Here is a 20,661-nt window from a genome sequence, read left to right as displayed (position 1 = left end):
CTTGTACTACCGCGTCGTGGGCCTGCCCATCGAGCTGCCCCCGCTGCGCGAGCGGGGCCACGACATTCTGCTGCTGGCCCAGCATTTTCTGCTCGAGTTCTGCCGCGAATATCACCGACCCGTCCCCACACTCTCGACCGAAGCTCAGGCTCGGCTGCTGGCCCACAGCTACCCGGGCAACGTACGGGAGCTGAAAACGGTAATGGAACTCGCCGCTGTACTTTGTCATCAGAACACAATTGAACCAGCAGACTTTCAGTTTTCTAGATCTTCAATTGCGCCCAGCCTGCTAGATGAGGAAAAAACGCTGCGGGAGTACACTAACCTGATTGTCCGTCATCATCTTCAGAAATATGACAACAATGTACCCATGGTTGCCAAAATGCTGGACGTGGGTCGCTCTACCATCTACAAAATGCTTCAAGAGGGTTTGCTATGATACCGCAGGAACATGAGATAGATCTGCTCCGGCAGGAGAATGAGTTGCTCAGAGCCCAGCTTGCAGCGGCGCAGAGCGGTTTGCCATCAATAGCCGATGCTGACTCACGTATTCCGTCTGAAACCAAGCTTATTGCGGAGTCACTGCTGCCTGGTATTCTGTGCCTGGACACCGCGGGCATTATCCGGCACCTGGATGAGCGGGCTCAGTGCTTCGTGCCTGCCGGGTTGAAATCAATAGTGGGGCAGCACCTGCTGGATATATTACCGCCGATGACCCGGCCCGGCCCGGTAGCCGACCTGATGCAGCAGGGCCTTGATTTTGCGTATGAAGTACACCGGCCGGAGTCGGGTGCACCAACCCACTGGCTGCGTGTGCGGGCTCTTGCTCATCCTGCCACGGCCGAAAATCCGGCGGGTTTTGTAGCTACCGTGGAAGATATCACGGCCGCCATGGAGGAGCAGCTGCGACTGGCCGCCAGCGAACTGCACTGCCGGAACCTGATTGAAAATGCGCCGGTGGTGCTCTACGAATGGCGCGAAAACTTCGACGGCAGCTACGAGTGGCTGTACGCCAGCCCCAAACTAAAAAAGCTGTTCGGACTCTCGCAGGAGGATGTGCAACGGCTCGGCAACTACATCCATCCGGACGATATAGGCAGGTGGCGGCAAACCGTTGAGGAGTCGAAGCGCACGAAGCAGCCCTGGCATTTCGAGGGCCGAATTCAGGTACCGGGGGAGCCGCTGCGCTGGTGGCGGGGAAGCTCCATAATCACGGCGCAGGATGAGCAGGGAATTATTTTCCAGGGTATTCTGGAAGATATTACCGGAGCACACACAGCTCATCAGCAGCTGAAAGACAATGAGCAGCGCTGGCGAATGGCAATGGAAGGCGTTGGCAGCGACATCTGGGAGTTTGACCTGCGCACATTCAGCATCAATCTGTCGCCTAAATTCGGGGAGTTGCTCGGCCACCGCCGACGGGAGGACCCTGACTCTGCCGAGGATTTCGAATACGCAAACGTTGCGCCCGCCGATATTGAGCTGGCCCGCGCCAACATGACTGCCTACTTGCAAGGGGAACTGCCATTGTTCACAGCTACGTACCGGGTACAGGATGCGCAGGGCCAGTGCCGCTGGATTGCCTCCCGCGGCATGGTTACAAAACGCACCAAGTCCGGAAAGCCCGAAATTATTACGGGTACGCACTCCGACATAACAGAAATCACGCAGGCCAAGCTGGCTCTGGAGGCCTCTTCACGGCGGCTGACCAGCACGGTGGCCAATCTGCAGCGGGGGGTGCTGCTGGAGGATGAAAACGAGCGGGTTGTACTCGTCAATTCGGCATTGTGTGAGCTGTTTGGGTTACCCGTACTAGCGGAAGAACTGATTGGCACCACCTGCTTCGACCTGTTTGCCCAACTGCAGCAACGGGTGCGCGATGGAGCGCTGTTTGCCAGACAAGTGAAACAGCGCCGGAAGCACCATCTGGAAGTTCATAATCAGCCTATTGAACTGAAGGACGGGCGAATACTGGAGCATACTACCCTGCCTTTGTACGTGGAGGGACAGTACATTGGCCGCCTATGGAAATACGAGGACGTAACCAAGCGGCGCACCGAAGCCGAAGCACTGAAGCGACGGGAGGAGAAATACCGCAGCATTCTGGAGAACATGAATATGGGGCTGGTTGAAGCCGACATAAAAAGCTGTATCCAGTTCGTCAACGACAGTTTTTGTGAGATTACCGGCTACACCAAGTATGAGCTACAGGATAAAAACCTGGAAGAGCTGATTCTGCTTCCGCCAGATTCGCGCCTCTCTTATCCCCTGAGAGGACAGTATCCGCATAATACGTACGAGCTGCACGTACGCACCAAAAGCCAGGGCATGAAGTGGCTGCTGGTAAGTGAGGCCCCTCTCTGGAATGATGAAAAACAGGTGGTTGGCACCATTGGTGTATACCTGGATATCACGCACCAGAAACAGTTGGAGAGTAAGCTTCGTGACGCCAAGCGTTCAGCGGAGGAGTCGATGCGGGCAAAGGAAATTTTTCTGGCCAACATGAGCCACGAAATCCGCACGCCCATGAATGCTATTCTGGGTATGAGCCAGTTGCTGGCCAAAACGCCGCTTACTACGCAGCAGAACAGCTACCTGTATGCTATTTCCTCGTCGGCCGAAAATCTGCTGGTGATTATTAATGACATCCTGGACCTGTCGAAAATCAATGCCGGCCAGATGACGCTCGAAGCAATTGGCTTCACCGTGGCCAAGCTATATGAGCAGGTTGAAAAAACCCTGCACTACAAGGCCGAAGACAAAGGCCTCACCCTGCGCATAGAGGTTGACCCAGAATTGCCCGACGTGCTGCTCGGCGACCCGTACCGCCTCACCCAAGTTCTGCTGAATCTGGCCGGGAATTCAGTGAAATTTACGGAGCGGGGTGAAGTATGCGTGAGCTGCCGCCTTACGGGCATAACTGACCGGGAGGCCATTGTGCAGTTTCAGGTTCGGGACACCGGCATTGGCATCGACCCTATTTACCTGCGCAATCTGTTCAAGAATTTCAGCCAGGAAGATGCCTCCGTATCCCGCAAGTACGGCGGTACCGGGCTGGGCCTGAGCATTACGAAACAACTGGTAGGCCTGATGGGCGGCGAGTTGTTTATTGAAAGTGAGAAAAACCGCGGCACAACCAGCACTTTCTCGCTGCAGTTTCCCATTGGCCGGCCTCAGGATATGCCTCGCAAGGAGCGCGCGGGCACCACACGCCTTGTGCGGGAAAGTTTGCAGGGCAAACGGGTGCTGCTGGCTGAGGATAATGACTATAACCGGTTGCTGGCGGTGTCGTTGCTCAACCAGGCAAATATTTCCGTAGTAGAAGCCGAGAATGGTGCCATAGCCGTAGAAATGGCCGCCAGCCAACCATTCGACATTATTTTAATGGATGTGCAGATGCCCGTGATGAACGGGTACGAAGCCACTGAGAAAATCCGCCAGGAGCTACAGCTGCAAACCCCCATCATTGCTCTCACGGCCAATGCCATTCGGGGCGACAACCAACGCTGCCTGGATGCGGGCATGAATGATTATCTCTCCAAGCCTTTCCAGGAAGACGACTTACTGAAGATTATGTACGAGTGGGTTGCAGTGCAACAGCAGAAAAAAGACGTTAGCCGCCGCCTGTATTCCCTGGAAGCACTGGAGCATGTTGCTAACCACGACCAGAAATTCATTGCCGTAATGCTGCAAACGTTTATTCGCAGCAGCCAAGAGGTGTTGGTCAGCCTGCAGCTGGAACTGGCCCAGCATAATGTGGCCGGCATCAGGGCCGCGGCGCACAAGCTGAAACCGAGCTTACACCACCTGCAAATAATCCCCGTTCTGCAGATAATAGAAGACTTGGAGAACTCCCCCGATGTACTGGATGAACAGCTTACTCATCAGCGGATTGAGGATGCCCGACGAATGATTGGACACGTAGTAACCCAGATGCGACAAGATCTGGAAAAGCTCTCATCCTGAGCACGGATACCCTGCCCTCAGTGCTAGTGCTTCGCCTCTAGTGTTTTACCGATATTATCTGACTCTGCAGCCAATGTGCGCTGTTACATGGCGACAACATCCCCAATATTCTGTCCTTACTAGTCACCGAGGATTTTTTCGGCGCGCAGTCAGGAAGTGGATAGGCTCGTAGACAAGGAGTCTTCGGAACGAGGGGTTGTGCTGACGCCATCCGGGTTCAGTTCGACAAACGACTCAACAAATTCAAGCAGCAGATGCACCAATGCCGGCCGGTTGGCTGCCAGCTGGGGTAGTAAGGTTGGCAGGTGCTGCAGCGATACGCAGGTGGCCTCTGCAACCTGACAGGCAGGGCCGCAATCAAGATTTGTACTGCAAAACCAGTATGAAAAACTGCGCCGCGCCCAGGGACCACCGCTGATTACGGAACAGCCGGTTGGCTGTAAAACACCCAGCGTATTCTGCTCCACAAGTTGTTGCAGAGATTCCTCGGGACCTTCTAACACGTGCAAAAAGTGTCCGTCTGGTCGGTAAACCAGCAATCCGGATATTTCAGCATTTGCCATGTAAGTATGGCTTCGTGCAATGATACTAGCAAGGTCGGCGGCAGATATCTGAACAGTATCTGAGCTTTTGTAGATGAGGTGATAAAAGCGCGGCATGGTCAGCGAGCAGAACGAAGCAGGCGGATGGGATGTCGAGGCAGCAACAGTGAGTAACCCAGAAGCATTAGTGCAATAAGCCAGGGCACGCAACCCATTGGCACATTGGATTGTACGGAAAAGAATAGCCTACACTATTCAGCATTCAGATCCAGATTTTCACTATTTGCCGTGGGCTGAGGGGCTACTGTTGGTAGGGTGGAGAACGTGTACTATCTCGCCCGGAGCTGCCAACAGAGGGACGCAACCTGAGCGCAGGTGGAAAGTCTCCAAGATGGACTTTCCGTCCGAAATATGGATAAAAAATGGGAGAACCGTGCGGCTTTTTAGGGCTCACTCAGGCGTCGGCCGCAATAAACAATTTGGCACGGAGGTAGTAACGCCGCCGGCATTGCGGCGCACAGAGTTCCAGGAATGCTCTGTATCTGCACCTCAGTTGCATGTTTCCTCGCCAATGATGCCGGGCCACGGTGCAGACGTTTTGGACAAGTGAAACTGTAGCTGCCATTTCGCTTTTCCGGTATGCCTCCTCCGAATCAACTCGAATTACTGCAGTGTGCATCGGCCCTGGCCGACGGGGTACTGCTGCTGTCAGCCGATGACACTATCCAATTCCTGAGTTCCGCTTTCTGTACACTATGGTCGCTGGAGCAGCGGGCCGAAAGCTGGCAGGGACGGCCCCTACTGGAACTGACGCAAGCCCTGACCGGCCGGCTGGCCGAGCCAGCCAGCACGAACTACTGCGTACTGCCTCCTGACGGCAGCAGCCAGCAGGTGCAGCTGCAGACCGGGCGCCGGCTGGAGCTTTGCGCGCAGCTGCTGCCAGTTACCCCCGCCTGCCAGCTGATCCGGGTTCGGGACGTAACGGCTGAACAACAGCAGCAACGCCTGCTGCACGACCTATCCATGGTGGTGGAACAGTCGCCCAACCTGATTCTGCGCTTTGATGCACACGGCAGCCTGCTGTATGCCAACGAGCGGGCACACCAGTTTTGCCTTGGCCTGGGCGCTGCCGAGTGCGACTCGCTGCAAGTGCAGCTGCGACACCTGGCCGCAAGTACCCTGGCGCAGGCCCAGCCCCACGAAAGCGAAATTGGCGCGGGCCGTCATTATTTCAGGCTGGTGGTAAAGCCCATGCCGGAACTGGGATACGCTAACCTGTACCTGAATGATATAACCTACCAGTTTCAGGCAGAACGCTACCTGAAGCAGCAGCAGGTTTTTTACACTTCTATCTTAAACGAGCTACCCGGCGACATTGCCGTTATCGGCCCCGACCGCCGGTACCGGTACGTGAACCCGGCAGCTATCCGCGACCCCACCATCCGGGCCTGGATTGTGGGCAAAACCGACGCCGAGTATTGTATTTACCGCAACGTTCCCATGGAACGGGCCAGTTTTCGGCAGGCGCTTTTTGATGAAGCCCTGGCCACCCGTGCGGCCGTTGAGTTTGAGGAGGCCATCGGCCACGGCGAGGAAACTGCCTACTTTCTGCGCCGGCTACAACCGGTTTTTAAAGCCGATGGCAGCCTCGACTTCATGATCGGCTACGGCATGAACATCACCGACCGGCGGCTGGCCCAGGAAAAGCTCCGCGTTAGCGACCAACTGCTCCGCGAACAGCAGGCGTTTCAGCAGCTGGTGCTGGACGTGATACCAACGGCGGTGTACGTACGAGAGCAAGGTCAGATTACGTTTGCCAACCGCGCCATGCAGGAGCTGCTGAACCAAACCCAGCAGCTGGCTGAACTGATACGCCGCGAGCCGGATGGCCCGGCGGCGCTTGCCGTGGCCGCTTACAGCCGCATTGACGCCGAAGTACTGGCTACTGGAAGGGAAGTGCACACCCAAGACTCGCTGACCCTGGACTCGGGTGAGGTGCGATGGTTTCAAACCGTCAAATATCCCTTTCCCCGGCCCGACGGGCAGGTGCAGGTGCTGGGAGCCAGCACCGACATTACGGCCAGCAAACAGGCGCACTTGCAACTGGAACGCAGTGAAAAACGCTACCGTGACCTGCAGTACTACGCCCAGGCCCTCATCTTTACCCATGATCTGACGGGCTACCTGCTGACGGCCAACCCCGCCTGCGCCCGCCTGATGGGGCGCACCATCTCCGAACTAGCCGGGGCCCGACTGGCCCAGGTGCTGCCACCGCGGCTGGCGCGCGAGGTATCCCGTTACCTGGAGCAGGTGGCCGAGCACGGCGAGTTCCGGGGCGTGCTGCAGTTGAACGCCGGGCCCGGTCGGCGGCGGTTCATCCTCTGCCACAGTCACATGGTGAACACACCCAACGAGCCCCCGTACGTGCTCGGCTACGGTCAGGATATTACCGATCTGATGCTCACAGAACAGCAGATGCGGCGGGCGAAAAACGTGGCCGAGAAGGCCGCGCAGGCCCGTACCACCTTCCTGGCCAATATGAGCCACGAAATCAGAACTCCGCTGAATGGTGTGCTGGGTATGGCGGCCCTGCTGGCTCGTACTCCTCTGCTGCCCGAGCAGCGCGAGCAGCTGGCCATCATCCAGGCTTCCGGGCAGCATTTGCTTGGGGTCATCAACGATGTGCTGGACGTGGCCAAGATTACGGCCGGTAAGCTGGAGCTGGAATACACTCCTTTTTGCCTGAATGAATCCATTCAGCAAACGCTGGCCCCGCTGGAGCGGCAGGCGGCAGAGAAGGGCCTGGGCTTCAGCGTGGAGCTGCCCCCCGTCAGCCCCTGGGTACTCGGCGACCCGTTCCGCCTCAATCAAATCCTGTTGAACCTGACCAGCAATGCCCTCAAGTTTACGCCCGCGGGCAACGTGCGCGTAGCCTGTCGGCAGGTGGAGCACACGACTCAGCAGCTCACCCTGCACTTCAGCGTAAGCGACACGGGCATCGGTATTCCGGCCGATAAGCGCGACAAGATATTCGACAGCTTCACGCAGGCTAATGCCGACACCACCCGGCAGTTTGGTGGTACCGGGCTGGGCCTGAGCATCAGCCAGGCACTGGTGGAGCGCTTTGGCGGCCGGCTGACGGTGGACTCGGTACTGGGCCAGGGCAGTACGTTTGCCTTTTGCATCACACTGCCCCAGGCCGCCGCGCCCAACAATACCGATGAGCTGCTGCTGGATACCGAGCCCCTGCTGGGCATGCAAATACTGCTGGTAGAAGACAATACGATTAACCGGCTGGTAGCCCGGGAAATGGTAGTGGGCTGGGGCGGCCACGTCGATGAGGCCGCCGATGGTCCGGCCGCCGTGGCCCTGTTTGAGCAGCGCACCTACGATGCCGTGCTGATGGATATTCAGCTGCCCAGCATGAGCGGCCTGGAAGTGACGGTCCGGTTTCGGCAGCACCCTGATCCGGTGCGGGCGCGCACGCCCATTCTGGCCCTGACGGCCAACGCTTACGTGTCGGACATGCAGCAATACTTGGCGGCGGGCATGAACGACTGCTTGGCCAAACCCTTCGATGAGCTGGAGCTGTGCCGCAAGCTGAAGGCCCTGCGCCCTCCCACGCCGGCGGCAGTATAGCCGGCTCTACTCCAGGGGCTAGACGAGCCCTCTAAAAATTGGACTTTTTGCAGGCCACATTTAGATCTAAACACCAATACATCAATTACTTAACTCTTAATAAACAATCTGGCACGGCGCTGGAAATAGGCACAGCAACAGGTTTCACAATGTTGGCCCGCGGCCGAGTACGGCAGAATGCCTCCGCTCCTCCCGCCCCGCCCACTACAACTACAATTATGGTTTTCTCCTCTCCCCACCCCGCCCCGGAAGTACCGCTTTACCATTTTGACCGCCTAGGGCGGCTGGGCCAGAATCCGGCCGTTGTGCGCGAGATTAAAGCCTTATTCGTGCAGCTGGTTCCCGGACAAGTCCGGGAGCTGAAACTGGCCGTGGAAGCCGGTGAGTGGTTGGCTGCCGAGCAGGGGGCCCATAGCCTGAAGTCCATGTTCGGCAACCTGGGCATGGATGAAATTGTGGCCCAGCTCCGGCAGGTGGAAGACTTAGCCCGACAAGGCACTGACCAGCGCCAGCAGCAGCTGATTGTGCAGGCCATTGACCACACAGCTACCGTGGTTGCGCAGTGTTTCACGCAGGATCTGCAGCCGGCCCACTAGTCTCATGCACCAGCAGGATATCGTTATGGTGTGCCAGCAAAGCTGGTCGTTGCCGCTGGGCACCAACGCCCGCAGCCTGGCCCGGGAGTTTGCCCGCACCAACCGGGTGCTGTACGTGCAGATGCCTCTGGACCTGCACGCCCTGGCAACTCGTTTCCGGCGCCCGGATGTGCAGCACCACCTGCGCGTACTGCGTGGCCAGACCGAAAGCCTGACCCAGGTTGAGCCGAATGTATGGGTGCTGATGCCGGATTGCCTGGCATTGTCGGTCAACAAGCTGCCGGCGGGGCGACTGTTCTGGTGGGCCAACCGCCTCAATGCTACCTGGCTGGCCGGCCGTATTCAGCAGGCGCTGCACCAGCTGCAGTTTGCCCGGCCGGTACTGCTGCAGGATGGCATTATTTATCAGGGCACGGAGCTGAAGCGGCTTTTGCAGCCGCGCTGCTTTGTGTACTACGTGCGCGACTACATGCTGGAGGTACCCTATTTCCGCCGACACGGGGCGTGGGTGGAGCAGCAGCTGCTGCGCCAGGCCGACGTGGTGGCCACCAACTCGGGTTACCTGGCCGACTATGCCCGCCGCGAAAACCCCAACAGCGTGGACATCGGGCAGGGCTGCGTGCTGGATTTGTACCAGGCTGCCGTGCAGCACCCCGAGCCCGCCGACCTGGCTGCCATTCCGCACCCGCGCATCGGCTACACGGGTTTTCTGACGACGGTACGGCTGGATTTGTCGCTGCTGCTGCGGCTGGCGCACCAGCGGCCCGACTGGCAGCTGGTGCTGGTAGGGCCGGAAGACGAGGATTTTCGCCGCAGCGAGCTGCACTACCTCACCAACGTGCATTTTCTGGGCAATAAGCTTCCCGCCGAACTACCCGCCTACGTGCAGCACCTGGATGCCTGCATCAACCCACAGCTGAACAACGCTACCACCGCCGGCAACTACCCACTCAAAATTGACGAGTACCTGGCTATGGGTAAGCCCATTGTGGCTACCCACACCCGCACGATGGAGCTGTTTGCCGCCCACGTGTACCTGGCCCGGCATGCCGGCCAGTGGCCCGAACTGCTTGAGAAAGCCCTGGCCAGCCCACTGCCCCAGCGCACGGCGGCAGGCATTGCCTTCGCCCGCAGCCATACCTGGGCCGCCAGTGCCGCCCGCCTGTACGACGCCGTAACCGACTGGCTGACGGCCCGCCCCACCATACCCGGCATTACGGCCTTACAGCTGGCCTCCCCGCATTTCACCTGACCTCCGATGAACGACAAAGTCCGCATTCTGCAAACCATCCGGCAAGGCCAGGTTGGTGGCGGTGAAAGCCACGTCCTGGACCTGATTGCTCACTTGGATACCCGGCAGTTTGATCCCGTGGTACTCTCATTTACGCCGGGGCCCATGGTGGAGGAGCTGCGCGCCCGCGGGGTTACCACCCATGTCATCCAGACTGAGCGGCCGTTTGACGTGCGCGTGTGGGGGCAGGTGGAGCAACTGCTGCGGCGCGAGTCCATTGACCTGCTGCACGCCCACGGCACCCGGGCCTTCAGCAATACGTGCTGGGCAGCCCGCCGCCTGCACCTGCCCATCATTTACACGGTACACGGCTGGTCATTTCATCTTGATCAGCCGGCCCTGGTTCGGCGGTACCGGCAGCTTACGGAGCGCCTGCTGGTTAGCCAGGCCGACGTGACCGTGTGCGTATCGGAAAGTAATTTTCAGGATGGGCGCGCTTTCTGCGACATGCAGCGGGCCGAAGTCATTCGCAACGGCATCAACCTAAGCCGCTTCAGCCCCCGGGAAACTCCTGACCCCAACGTGAGGGCCGCACTGGGCGTTGGCCCCGACACGCTGCTGGTGGGGTTCCTGGCCCGGATGACGGCCCAGAAAGACCCGCTCACGCTGTTGCGGGCGGCCGCTCTGCTACCCGCTCACCTACCCGTAAAGTTTCTGCTGGTGGGCAATGGGGAGCTGGATGATACCGTCCGGGCGCAGGTGCAGCAGTTGGGCCTGCAGGACCGCGTGATTCTGGAAAACTTCCGCTCCGATGTGCCTGATCTGCTGCAGGCCCTGGATGTGTACTGCCTGCCTTCGCTCTGGGAAGGGCTGCCGCTGGGCGTGCTTGAAGCAATGGCCATGGGCAAGCCGGTGGTAGCCACGGCCATTGACGGCACCTGCGAGGTAATTACTACCGGGCACAACGGACTGCTGGTAACACCCCGCCAGCCGCAGGTGCTGGCCGATGCGCTGCATCAATTGCTGATCAGCGAGCCGCTGCGCGCCAGCCTTGGCCGGCAGGCCCGCCGCACCATTGTCAACGGCTTCGGGGCCGAAACTATGGTCCGGCAGGTGGAATCCCTTTACCGTCGGCTGGCTCAGCCTACACCCGTCATGGCTTTCTCATTTTAAAAATCCCCCTTGTACCCTTTGTTGCCCCTCCCGATTGTATGAAAAAGACACTCCTCGTTGTCGATGATGAGCAGGTAATTCAACTGATTTTGCAGCGCTACTTCACTTCGCAGTACACCGTGGTTACCAAGCCCAATGGGCTGGAGGCCCTGCGCTGGCTGCAGGCCGGCAACTTCGTCGACGCCATCGTGGCCGATTACAACATGCCCGTGATGGATGGCCTGGCATTCATCCGTCAGCTACGCAGCAGCCTGCTGCACCAGCAGATTCCGCTGATTATGCTTTCGGGCAAAGAAGAAACCAGCAATAAGATTCAGTGCCTGCGTCAGGGGGCCGATGACTACATGGTAAAGCCCTTTAACCCGGAGGAACTGGAGCTGCGCCTTCAGATCATGCTCCGCAAAGTTCAAATCTGATGCAGGTACGTAAAACCGTCATCTATATTTCGGCCGATCCGCTGGCTGCCGCCCGGTTCCAGCAGCATTTTACCGACGACCTGGCCGTGCTGCCGGTGGGCAACACCACCGAGGTGCTGACTCTGTGCGAGGAGCGCCTGGCCTCCTTTGAAGCCATCCTGGTGGCGGCTCCTCTCAATTCCCCGCTCGGGCTGGGGTTGATTCGTGCCCTGAAGAAGGAGCGCCGGATCAGCTGCCCCGTATTTGCCCTGGTTGAAGCCCCGGTGAGTGCCCAGGCGCGCAGCCTGCTGCTGGAGGCCGGCGTGGCCGACGTACTGCCCCAGCACCTGTCGCGGGCCGAGCTGCTCACCCGCCTGTACCTGCTGGCCCGCCCCAGCCCCGAAACCAGCCACGGCCCGTTTGCCTTCCGGATGTCGCCGGCCAAACGGGCGCTGGATATTGTGGTCGCCGGCTCGGCCCTTCTGCTGCTGCTGCCGCTGCTGCTGCTGGTGGCCCTGCTCATCAAGCTGGAGTCGCGCGGGCCGGTGCTCTATTACTCTTACCGGGTAGGTACCGGCTACAAGGTGTTCCGGTTTTGGAAATTTCGCTCGATGCGCCAGAATGCCGACCAGTTGCTGGCCTCCGTGAAAAACCTGAACCAGTACGCCCGCCCGACGGCGGCCGCCAACACCCCACTCACGCCGGCCACCATGGCCCAGCTGGGCGTGTGCAGCACGTGCGCCGCGGCCGGCACTCACTGCCAGCAGTTGCTGGTGAGTGGCCAGGGTGAGCTGATTTGTGAGCAGCAGTATCGGGAGCAGAAGAAGGCCACCGAGGGCGCGGCCTTCGTCAAGATTGCCAACGACCCGCGCATTACCCGGGTGGGGCGCTTTATCCGCAACACCAGCATCGATGAGCTGCCTCAGCTCTGGAACGTGCTGCGCGGCGACATGAGCATTGTGGGCAACCGCCCCCTGCCCCTCTACGAGGCCGAGAAGATGATGCACGACCAGGCCGCCGCCCGCTTTATCGCCCCCGCTGGCCTGACCGGACTCTGGCAGGTCAGCAAGCGAGGCAAGGGGGGCAACATGTCGGAGCAGGAGCGCATTGCCCTGGACGTGGAGTATGCCCGGCACTATTCGCTGTGGGAAGATATCCGCATCATGCTGCGCACCATCCCGGCCATGTTCCAGAAAGAAAACGTCTAATTCTGCCTCACAGGCTCTACTTCTCACCTCTTCGGGTATGCGTATCGTTTCTCTGCTCTGGATGGGGCTGAGCCTGCTGCTGAGTGCCCGGCCCGCGGCGGCCCAGGCCGTGCTACCGGCCGGGCAGTGGCAAACTACCCTGCTGGAGGAGCCCGACCGGACCCTGCCCCTGCTGCTGGCTGCTGCCCTGCGGCACGCCCCCGAGCTGGCGGCCATGCAGGCCGAGAAGGCGCTGGCCCAGACCGACCTGCGCCTGGCGCGCCGGGCACTGCTGGGCAGCGTGCAGCTGTCGGGGGGCTACGGCTACGGCAACGTGGCTAACATGACCGTCGCCGACCCGAACCTGCCCAAAGCCTACTCCACCACGGCCTCCAACCGCTACGCGGCGGCCCTCAACCTGAACCTGCCGCTGGATAAGCTCCTCAATTATCATCAGCTGGTGCAGCGCCAGCAGCTGCAGGTGCAGCAGGTGGAGCAAATGACCCTGGCCCGGCAGCTGAGCGTGCGCCAGCGCGTGATTGACCAGTACCAGGAAGTGGTGCTGGCCCACCGGCTCCGCCAGCTTCGGCAGCAGGCACTGGTTTCGGCCCAGCTCAACCACCAACTGGGCGAAAAGCAGTTCCGCAGCGGGGAGCTGGTGCTGGGCGAGATGTCGCAGCTGGCCGACCGGCTGGCCACGGCCCAGGCAGACTTTGCCACCGCCGAAAACCGCCTGACCACCGGCCTGCTGCAACTGGAGGAGCTGGTGGGCGAACGGCTGCCCGAGCTGCTTGCCACACCATGAGCCTGACGGATGCCCTGCGCCTGCTGCTGCGCCACTGGAAGCTTTTGCTGGCCGTGCCCCTGGCCCTGGGCACCACGGCCTTCCTGCTCACGCGCCACGAGAAGAAAGTGTACACCTCCGAAACCACGCTCTACACCGGCATTGCCTCCGGCTATACCCTGAAGGGCAACGCCGAAACGGACTTTTTCACCACCAATAACGCGTTTGACAACCTGCTCAACCTGATCAAGTCGCGCGAGACTAAGGAGGAAGTGGCCTACCAGCTGCTGGCCTGCCACCTGCAGATGAAAGACCAACTCGACCCGGCCCTGCTGAACTGGAACTCGCTGATGCGCCTGCACGGCCTGCTGCCGGCGGAGCTGCGCCGCCGCCTCACCGGCCCCACCCAGGCCGCCACCGTGGAGCGCGTGCGGGCCTACGCCAGCGCCAACGATACCAACGAGCTGTACCGGCTTATCAACTCCTTCGACCCGGTGTACTCGGTGGATGCGCTGGGCCACGTGAATGCCGCCCGCATTCAGTCCAGCGACCTGATCAAGCTGGACTACGAAGCCGAAGACCCCGCCATCTGTCGGCACACGCTGCTGCTGACCACGGAGGTGTTCATTGGCAAGTACCGGGGCTTGCGCATGGACCAGACGGCCACCGTCATCCGCTACTACGAAGCCGAAACGGCCAAGGCCCTGCAAGTGCTGAACGCGGCGGAGGAAAGGTTTCTGGCCTTCAACCGCGACAATAACATCATCAACTACTACGAGCAGACCAAGTACATCGCCGGCGAGCGGGAAGGCCTCTACGCCGATATCACCAAGATTCAGATGCAGTACGCGGCGGCCAAGGCCCGGCTGGGAGCCATCGAGCAGAAGCTGGCCGGCCGCAACCGGGCCCTGCTCAGCACCGACGAGCTGCTGCAGCAGCGCCGCGAGCTGGAGCAGGTGCAAGCCGAGCTGGCCCGGCAGCAGCTCTACGGCCGCCTGCGCGAGCCTGCCGCCCCCGCCGACGTGCCCCGGCTGCAGGCCCGCATCGGCGAGCTGACCCAGACCATGCGCACCACCCTCAACGACCACTACAGCCAGCTAAATTCGGTGGAAGGCATTCCGAGCAAGGGCCTGATCGACGAGTGGCTGCGCAACATGCTGGAAACCAGCGACAACAAAGCCAAGCTGGACGTGATGCTGCGCCGCAAGCAGGAGTTCATGGAAGAATATCACAAGATGGCCCCTCTGGGCGCCACGCTCAAGCGGATTGAGCGCGAGATTGAGCTGGCTCAGAAAACCTACTTCTCGCTGCTGACCAGCCTCAACGACAGCCGGGCTTCGCAGCAGAACAACGAGCTGACCACCGATCTGAAAGTGGTAGCCCCGCCGTTTTTGCCCCTGCACGCCAAGGGCGGCAAGCGGCTGATGCTGGTGGCGGGGGGCGCGTTTGGCGGGTTCTTCTTTGTGGCCACCACGCTGCTGGGCCTGGGCCTGCTGGACAAGTCGCTGCGCAAGCCCAGCCTGGTGGCTGCCCGCACGGGGCTGCCGGTGCTGGGGGTGCTGCCGCCCCCCGCGCCCACCCCGCCGGCCCCTGACAGCTACGCCGACTCGGCCCTGGACCACCTGGCCCGCCAGGTGATCCGCCGGGCCAGCAGCCAGGATGCCCCCACCCCGTACGCAGTGGGCGTCATCAGCACCCGGCGGGGCGAGGGCAAAACCCACCTGGTCAGCTCGCTGGTGGCCCGCTGCCAGCGGCTGGGCCTGGAGGTGGTGGCTGCCTACCCGGAAGGGGCCGCGCCCGACGCGCAAGCCAGCGAGTATCCGCCGGTGGTGGCCGCCGTGCAGCGCTGGCCCCTGGCCCGCATCACCCAGAACCGGCCGGCCCACCTGCTGGTGGTGGAGCTGCCGGCCCTGCTGGAAGACACCTACCCGGTGGCCCCGCTGCCCGAGCTGCACCTGCTGCTGCTGGCCGTGCGCAGCTCGCGGGTGTGGGAGCCCAAGGACGGACAGGCGTTGCAGGACATCCGCAGCCTGACGGCCGCCCCGGTGGAGGCCGTGCTCACCGGCGTGGAGGCCTACGAGAGCCGCGAGCTGCTGGTGCAGCACGAGTCCCGGCCGCGGCGGCCCCGGCTGCGGCTGGCCTTCTGGCGCCGCCGGGCCACGGCCTGAGCCCGCCCGGTTGATTCCTTCTCTTACTGCCTGATTTTCATTCATCTTCCCGCGTTATATGCAGCTTCCGCTCCCCCAATGGCTTACTCCGGCCCTGACCCGGCAGCTGCAGCTGCCCGGCGCGGTGCTGCTGGCCGCGGGTGCGGGCTGGCTCACGGTGCGGCTGGGCCTGCTGGTGCCGGGCCTGCTGATCGGGCTGCCCATCGGCGCGTTCTGCCTCGCGGTGCTGTTTCAGGTGCCGCGGGTGGGCGTAGTGGCCTTTATTGTGTACTGCTTTCTGGTGATGACCATCAACCGGCACCTGAAGGGCGCCCCCTTCGGGCTGGGCATGGATGGGCTGCTGGTGCTGCTATGGGTAGCGCTGGCGTTTCACCGCAACCCCCGGGTGGTGCACTGGCCCCGCATCGACAACGATTTGTGCTGGCTGGGGCTGATCTGGTTTATTATCAACATCCTGGAAATCGGCAACCCCGCCGGGGCCAGCCTGGCTGGCTGGTACTACGAGATGCGCGGCACCACTTTCTACTGGGCGCTGAGCGTGCCCTTGGTGTTCATGCTGTTCTACCGCCCCCGCGACCTGAACCTGTTTCTGGGACTGGTCATCTTTTTCTCGGTGGCCGGGGCTTACTACGGCATCAAGCAGAAGGTAATCGGGCCCGACGCGGCAGAGCAGCTGTGGCTGGATACGGGCGCGGCCAAAACCCACGTGCTGTTCGGGGTGCTGCGGGTATTCTCGTTCTATAGCGAGGCGGCGCAGTTCGGAGCCTCGCAGGCCCACATTGCGGTGGTGTGCCTGGCCCTGGCCACCGGGCCCTTCCGGTGGTGGAAGCGGCTACTCTTCGGGTTTGCCTCGGCCAGCACGCTCTACGGCATGCTCATCTCCGGTACCCGCGGGGCCATGTTCGTGCTGGTGGCCGGCATCTTTATGCACCTGGTGCTGAGCAAGCAGCTCAAGGTGCTGGTGCTGGGCGGGCTGCTGGCCGGGGCGGCGTTCGGCATCCTCAAGTACACCACCATCGGCAACAACAACCCCAGCGTGGCCCGCATGCGCACGTCGCTGGACCCCAACGACGCCTCCCTGCTGGTGCGCCTGCGCAACCAGGCCAAACTGCGCGAGTACCTGGCCAGCCGGCCCCTGGGCGGGGGCGTGGGCGTGATTGGCATGTGGGGCGAGAAATACAACGCCGACAAGTACCTCTCCACTATTGCCCCCGACAGCTACTTCGTGAAAATCTGGGCCGAGTACGGCATTGTGGGATTTCTGATCTGGTTCGGGATGATGCTCTATATCCTGGGCAAAAGCTGCGGCATTGTATGGCGCACCCGTAACCCCTTACTGCGCCAGAAGCTGCTGGCCCTCACGGCCGGCTACTGCGGAATTCTTATGGCCAGCTACGGCAACGAGGTCATCAATCAGATGCCCTCGGCCATGATCATCTACCTGGGCTGGGGCTTCGTGTTTCTGGGCCCTACCCTGGATACGCCCCTGCCCGCCCCGGCCCTTCCTCTGCCTTCAACCCGCCGCCCCTCGGCCATTCAGCCCGCCTGACCTATGCTGCCGCTCGTTTCCATCATTACCGTTAACTACGACCAGCCCGAGGTGACGTGCGCCCTGCTGGCCTCGCTGCGCCGCCTCACCTACCCCCGGGTCGAGGTGCTGGTCGTCGACAACGCCTCGCCCACCCGCGACCCGGCCCCCATTGCCGCCCGCTTCCCCGAGGTGCAGCTGCTGCGCTCGGCCCGCAACCTGGGCTTTGCCGGCGGCAACAACCTGGGCCTGCGCGCCGCCCGCGGCGAGTACGTGCTCTTCGTCAACAACGACACGGAGGTGGAACCCGGCCTGCTCGAGCCCCTGCTGGCCGTCTTTGAGAGCCAGCCCCGCGCCGGCATCGTTTCGCCCAAGATCATCTATCACTATTCGGCCAACCGGCTGATCCAGTACGCGGGCTGCCGGGGCATCAGCCCCTGGACGGGGCGGGGGCGCACCATCGGCAGTCAGCAGCCCGACCACGGCCAGTACGACGACAGCTACCGCACACAGCTGGCCCACGGGGCGTGCATGCTGCTGCCAATGCGGGTGATTCGGCAGGTGGGGCTGATGCCGGAGCAGTACTTTCTTTACTACGAGGAGCACGACTGGTGCCAGATGGTGCTGCGCGCCGGCTACGAGTGTCACTACGTGGGCAGCACATGCGTGTACCACAAAGAGTCGGTATCGGTGGGGCGGGCCTCGGTGCTGCAGACGCGCTACCAGTTCCGCAACCGGCTGCTGTACATGCGCCGCAACCTGCGCGGCGGGCAGTTCTGGGTGGCGGCCCTGTATTTTCTGCTGGTGGCCGTGCCCTGGCACACGCTGCGGCTGGGCCGGCGGGGGCAGTGGGGCCACCTGCGGGCGCTGTGGCGGGGGCTGGCCTGGCACCTGCGCGCCCGCCACGTGCACCGCAACCAGTTTCTGGCTGCCCACTCCCGGCCCGGCAGTATAGCCGCCTAAGCCCGCGAACCGGCTCCCTCCCATCCCCCACAATTTCAGCCTGTTTCCCCATGACTACGACTGCTGCGTACCCCCTCTCCACAACGTCGCGGCCCGATAGCGCCGCCCCGCGCCTGGGCCAGCTGCTGCGCCAGCGCTGGCAGCAGGTAGCTGGCCGCTACCCCCACCGCACCGCCGCCCGCCAGGGGCTGGCCTTCGTGGCCGACGGGCTGGTGGGCGCGCTGCGGCTGCTGAGCACCGGGCTCTACCTGCGGGGCGTGCAGCGGGGCCGGTTCGTGTCGGTGCGGGGCCGGCCGCTGCTGCGCAACGAAGGCCGCATCGAGCTGGGTCACCGCGTGCGGGTATGGTCGCACGTGAGCCGGGTGAAGCTGTTTGTGGCCCCCGGCGCCGTGCTGCAGGTGGGCGACGACAGCCGCCTCAACGGCGTGCACATTTCGGTGAGCCGCCGCGTCACCATTGGCCGGCACGTGCGTCTGGGACCCAACGTGGTCATTCTCGACGATGACTTTCACGACGCAGCCAACCACCAAGCCACGGGCCAGCAGGCCCCCGTGTGCATTCACGACCACGCCTGGGTAGCCATGAATGCCCTGATTCTGCAGGGCGTAACCATCGGCGAGGGCGCGGCCGTGGCGGCCGGGGCCGTAGTTACGCGCGACGTGCCGCCCTACACGCTGGTGGCCGGCGTGCCCGCCCGCGTCATCCGCCAGCTACCGAGGCCCGATCAATCCGTTTCCGTTTCCAGCTCCCTTGTTTCATGAGCGAACTACTACTCGGTCTGGCCGACGTGCTCCGCGCCGGCGCCGGCATCGGCCACCTGCTGGTGCAGGGCACGCTGTATCTGCTGGCGGGCTACCTGCTGGCCAACGTGGCCTACCTGCTGTTTTTTGCCTTGGCTGGCCACCTGCCCGCCGCCGCCGCGCCTACCCCGCCCCCGAGCTCTGCGGCTCCGCCCCGCTCGGTGTGCGTGCTGCTGCCCGCCTACCAAGCCGATGCCGTGGTGCTCCACACCGCCCCCGCCGCCCTGGCCCACCGCTACGCCGGCCCTCACACGGTGTGCGTGGTAGCCGATGGCCTGCAGCCCGCCACGGTGGCGGCACTGCGGGCCCAGAGCGTACTGGTGGTGGAAGTGCAGTTTGAGCGCAGCACCAAGGGCCAGGCCCTGCAGGCGGCCCTGGCCGCGCTGCCTGTTACCTGCGACGTGGCCGTGGTGCTGGACGTGGATAACGTGATGGCCCCGGGCTTTCTCACGCATGTGAATGAGGCCCTGGCCGCCGACTACCGGGTGGTGCAGGGCCAGCGCACGGCCAAAAACCTGGACTCGCCCTTCGCCGTGCTCGACGCCTGCAACGAGGCCATTAACAACCACATCTTCCGGCTGGGCCACGCCCGCCTCGGCATGTCGGCCTCACTGATCGGCTCGGGTATGGCCTTCGAGTACGCGTACCTGCATCAGCTGCTGGAAAACATCGGCCAGACGGCCGGCGAAGACAAAGAGCTGGATTTCCGGATACTGCAGCAGGGCGTGCGCATCGGGTATCTGCCCCAGGCGCGCGTGCTCGATGAGAAAGTGGCCAGCGCCCGGGTATTTGGCACGCAGCGCACCCGCTGGATGGCGGCGCAACTGGAGTTTTTAGGCAAGTACGCGCCCGAAACCCTGCGCCAGCTCCGGCTGGGCCGGCTGGAATTCGTGGAGAAGGTACTGCAGTCGGCCCTGCTGCCGCGGGTGCTGCTGCTGGGGCTGCTGAGCCTGCTGCTGGCCTCCTCCGCGGTGCTGCCGCCGGGCTGGGGGCCGCCCCCGCAGCTGTGGGCGGGCCTGCTGGCCGGCACAGCTTTGGCCCTGTTAATAGCCCTGCCCCGGCGCTGGTACCGCTGGCCGGTGCTGCGGGCCCTGCTGCACCTGCCGCTGGCCCTGCTCACCATGATCCGGGCCGCTACCCGCCTCCGGCAGGCCCGCCAGGGGTTTCTGCCCACTCCCCACTCGGCCACGGCCCCGCCCCCCCAAGTCTGATGATCATCCCATCCTTCACTTTTAACTCCCCCTTAGTATGCCCTGGGAAATTATTGCTCTGCCCGCGCTGGTAAGTCTGCTGCTGGGAGTGCGCAGCGGCCTGCGGGCTGCCGTGGCTCCCCCGCCGCCCGACCTCTACCCTCCTGATCCGTCCTGATTTCTGATTTCTGCCAATCTAACTACCTGCCTCACATGAGTTCAACTTCTACTTCCATCCCATCTTTTGCGGGGGGGCTGCTGTCGGGCCTGTCGGCGCGGATTAAAGGCAGCCCGCGGCTCAAGCAGCTGGCCAGCTGGCTGCTGTTCCAGCCCCGCCGCGCCCGGCCCCGCATCTGGGTGCGCTGGCTGGCCAACCCGCTGGTGCACCGCTACGCCCCCGGCTCGCTGGTGCGCCGCGCCCGCCGCGACCTGATCCCTTTCCACGCCTTCGAGCTCGGCCGCCACGCCATCCTGGAAGATCAGGTGACCGTGGCCAACG

General features: G+C 62.3%; 14 protein-coding genes and 2 pseudogenes. 15 read left to right on the top strand and 1 reads right to left on the bottom strand.

Features of this window, described 5'->3' with window-relative positions; all coding sequences use genetic code 11:
• Nucleotides 1–439: pseudogene (locus tag EI291_RS22980) on the top strand (sigma-54-dependent Fis family transcriptional regulator); the annotation flags it as partial.
• Nucleotides 436–3,966 carry a PAS domain S-box protein gene (locus tag EI291_RS22295; RefSeq protein WP_125424504.1) on the top strand — a complete coding sequence of 1,177 codons (3,531 nt, stop codon included), beginning with the start codon at nt 436–438 and terminating at the stop codon, nt 3,964–3,966. The pseudogene EI291_RS22980 and the gene EI291_RS22295, both read left to right, overlap by 4 nt.
• A 149-nt stretch (nt 3,967–4,115) precedes the next feature.
• Here EI291_RS22295 and EI291_RS22290 read toward each other — a convergent pair whose 3' ends face one another.
• Nucleotides 4,116–4,625: a BLUF domain-containing protein gene (locus EI291_RS22290; RefSeq protein WP_125424503.1), complete on the bottom strand. Its 510-nt coding sequence runs from the start codon at nt 4,623–4,625 to the stop codon at nt 4,116–4,118.
• Between the two features lie 522 nt (nt 4,626–5,147).
• Between EI291_RS22290 and EI291_RS22285 the strand changes: the two genes are divergently transcribed.
• From EI291_RS22285 to EI291_RS22225, 13 genes and pseudogenes are all read left to right on the top strand, one after another.
• A complete protein-coding gene (locus EI291_RS22285) occupies nt 5,148–8,147 on the top strand; it encodes a PAS domain-containing protein (RefSeq protein WP_125424502.1) in 3,000 nt (999 codons plus the stop codon).
• 218 nt (nt 8,148–8,365) lie between these two features.
• Nucleotides 8,366–8,743 (top strand): Hpt domain-containing protein, encoded by a 378-nt coding sequence (locus EI291_RS22280; protein ID WP_170172767.1) that lies wholly within the window; start codon nt 8,366–8,368, stop codon nt 8,741–8,743.
• 4 nt (nt 8,744–8,747) lie between these two features.
• Nucleotides 8,748–9,995, top strand: a complete 1,248-nt coding sequence (locus EI291_RS22275) for a glycosyltransferase (protein WP_125424500.1) — start codon at nt 8,748–8,750, stop codon at nt 9,993–9,995.
• 6 nt (nt 9,996–10,001) lie between these two features.
• Nucleotides 10,002–11,147 (top strand): glycosyltransferase, encoded by a 1,146-nt coding sequence (locus EI291_RS22270; RefSeq protein WP_125424499.1) that lies wholly within the window; start codon nt 10,002–10,004, stop codon nt 11,145–11,147.
• A 38-nt stretch (nt 11,148–11,185) separates the two neighbouring features.
• Nucleotides 11,186–11,563: a response regulator transcription factor gene (locus tag EI291_RS22265; protein ID WP_125424498.1), complete on the top strand. Its 378-nt coding sequence runs from the start codon at nt 11,186–11,188 to the stop codon at nt 11,561–11,563.
• Nucleotides 11,563–12,750 carry a sugar transferase gene (locus EI291_RS22260; protein WP_125424497.1) on the top strand — a complete coding sequence of 396 codons (1,188 nt, stop codon included), beginning with the start codon at nt 11,563–11,565 and terminating at the stop codon, nt 12,748–12,750. The genes EI291_RS22265 and EI291_RS22260 overlap by 1 nt, the downstream gene beginning before the upstream one ends.
• 37 nt (nt 12,751–12,787) lie before the next feature.
• Nucleotides 12,788–13,534: a TolC family protein gene (locus tag EI291_RS22255; RefSeq protein ID WP_170172766.1), complete on the top strand. Its 747-nt coding sequence runs from the start codon at nt 12,788–12,790 to the stop codon at nt 13,532–13,534.
• On the top strand, nt 13,531–15,681 hold the full coding sequence (locus EI291_RS22250) for a GumC domain-containing protein (RefSeq protein ID WP_125424495.1): 2,151 nt from the start codon (nt 13,531–13,533) through the stop codon (nt 15,679–15,681). The genes EI291_RS22255 and EI291_RS22250 overlap by 4 nt, the downstream gene beginning before the upstream one ends.
• Before the next feature lie 58 nt (nt 15,682–15,739).
• Nucleotides 15,740–17,230 carry an O-antigen ligase family protein gene (locus EI291_RS22245; protein ID WP_125424494.1) on the top strand — a complete coding sequence of 497 codons (1,491 nt, stop codon included), beginning with the start codon at nt 15,740–15,742 and terminating at the stop codon, nt 17,228–17,230.
• Between the two features lie 3 nt (nt 17,231–17,233).
• A complete protein-coding gene (locus EI291_RS22240) occupies nt 17,234–18,172 on the top strand; it encodes a glycosyltransferase family 2 protein (RefSeq protein ID WP_125424493.1) in 939 nt (312 codons plus the stop codon).
• 50 nt (nt 18,173–18,222) lie between these two features.
• Nucleotides 18,223–18,933 carry an acyltransferase gene (locus tag EI291_RS22235; RefSeq protein ID WP_125424492.1) on the top strand — a complete coding sequence of 237 codons (711 nt, stop codon included), beginning with the start codon at nt 18,223–18,225 and terminating at the stop codon, nt 18,931–18,933.
• The gene (locus EI291_RS22230; protein ID WP_125424491.1) at nt 18,930–20,183 is read left to right on the top strand and encodes a glycosyltransferase; all 1,254 of its coding nucleotides are present in this window, start codon (nt 18,930–18,932) and stop codon (nt 20,181–20,183) included. The genes EI291_RS22235 and EI291_RS22230 overlap by 4 nt, the downstream gene beginning before the upstream one ends.
• 192 nt (nt 20,184–20,375) lie before the next feature.
• Nucleotides 20,376–20,661, top strand: a pseudogene (locus EI291_RS22225) (hypothetical protein); the annotation flags it as partial.

Source organism: Hymenobacter rigui (genome assembly GCF_003944715.1).
Lineage (GTDB): Bacteria > Bacteroidota > Bacteroidia > Cytophagales > Hymenobacteraceae > Hymenobacter > Hymenobacter rigui.
This window is presented reverse-complemented; position numbering and strand designations above follow the sequence as displayed.

Excerpts from the sequence above, each read along its gene's own strand:
- EI291_RS22260 (WP_125424497.1), top strand. The coding sequence starts at position 11,563 with ATGCAGGTACGTAAAACCGTCATCTATATTTCGGCCGATCCGCTGGCT.
- EI291_RS22285 (WP_125424502.1), top strand. The coding sequence starts at position 5,148 with ATGCCTCCTCCGAATCAACTCGAATTACTGCAGTGTGCATCGGCCCTG.
- EI291_RS22235 (WP_125424492.1), top strand. The coding sequence starts at position 18,223 with ATGACTACGACTGCTGCGTACCCCCTCTCCACAACGTCGCGGCCCGAT.
- EI291_RS22295 (WP_125424504.1), top strand. The coding sequence starts at position 436 with ATGATACCGCAGGAACATGAGATAGATCTGCTCCGGCAGGAGAATGAG.
- EI291_RS22275 (WP_125424500.1), top strand. The coding sequence starts at position 8,748 with ATGCACCAGCAGGATATCGTTATGGTGTGCCAGCAAAGCTGGTCGTTG.
- EI291_RS22230 (WP_125424491.1), top strand. The coding sequence starts at position 18,930 with ATGAGCGAACTACTACTCGGTCTGGCCGACGTGCTCCGCGCCGGCGCC.
- EI291_RS22280 (WP_170172767.1), top strand. The coding sequence starts at position 8,366 with ATGGTTTTCTCCTCTCCCCACCCCGCCCCGGAAGTACCGCTTTACCAT.
- EI291_RS22270 (WP_125424499.1), top strand. The coding sequence starts at position 10,002 with ATGAACGACAAAGTCCGCATTCTGCAAACCATCCGGCAAGGCCAGGTT.
- EI291_RS22290 (WP_125424503.1), bottom strand. The coding sequence starts at position 4,625 with ATGCCGCGCTTTTATCACCTCATCTACAAAAGCTCAGATACTGTTCAG.
- EI291_RS22240 (WP_125424493.1), top strand. The coding sequence starts at position 17,234 with ATGCTGCCGCTCGTTTCCATCATTACCGTTAACTACGACCAGCCCGAG.
- EI291_RS22265 (WP_125424498.1), top strand. The coding sequence starts at position 11,186 with ATGAAAAAGACACTCCTCGTTGTCGATGATGAGCAGGTAATTCAACTG.
- EI291_RS22245 (WP_125424494.1), top strand. The coding sequence starts at position 15,740 with ATGCAGCTTCCGCTCCCCCAATGGCTTACTCCGGCCCTGACCCGGCAG.
- EI291_RS22255 (WP_170172766.1), top strand. The coding sequence starts at position 12,788 with ATGCGTATCGTTTCTCTGCTCTGGATGGGGCTGAGCCTGCTGCTGAGT.
- EI291_RS22250 (WP_125424495.1), top strand. The coding sequence starts at position 13,531 with ATGAGCCTGACGGATGCCCTGCGCCTGCTGCTGCGCCACTGGAAGCTT.